This is a genomic window from Bradyrhizobium sp. CFUWI (assembly GCF_056429085.1).
Genome location: NZ_JBWJZE010000257.1, coordinates 1 through 415 on the forward strand (window position 1 = coordinate 1; position 415 = coordinate 415).

At 70.4% G+C, this 415-nt stretch carries 1 protein-coding gene; it reads left to right on the forward strand.

All coding sequences use genetic code 11. From position 1 onward, the window contains the following. A partial coding sequence (locus AC066S_RS39695) for an ABC transporter permease (RefSeq protein WP_478272047.1) occupies positions 1–349 on the forward strand: 349 nt, incomplete at its 5' end. Between the last annotated feature and the right edge of the window lie 66 nt (positions 350–415).

Below are 415 nucleotides of genomic sequence, written 5' to 3' on the forward strand. Positions count from 1 at the left end.
GCTCTACTCGGTTCTCAGGACCATCGACCCGAGTCTCGTGACGGCCGCCCGCGGCCTCGGGGCGTCGTCGTTCCAGACCTTCGCGCGGGTGTATTTCCCGCTCAGCCTGCCGGGGGTCTATGCCGGCGGCCTCATCGTGCTGGTATTCTCGTTCGGGTTCTTCATCGTGCCTTCCCTCCTCGGCGGCCGGCGGGACGTGACCCTGCCCATGCTGGTCATCCAGCAGTTCCAGGGCCAGGTGAACTGGGGCCTCGGCGCGGCGATCGGGGTCGTGCTCCTCGTGTCGACCCTCGCGATCGTCCTCGCGGCCGGGCGCCTCGCGGGCATCGACCGGGTGACGGCGCGATGAGCGGCCCCGCCGCGCGATCCTGGAACCGCACCCTGGCTGCGTCCTGGTCCTGGATCGTCCTGGCCT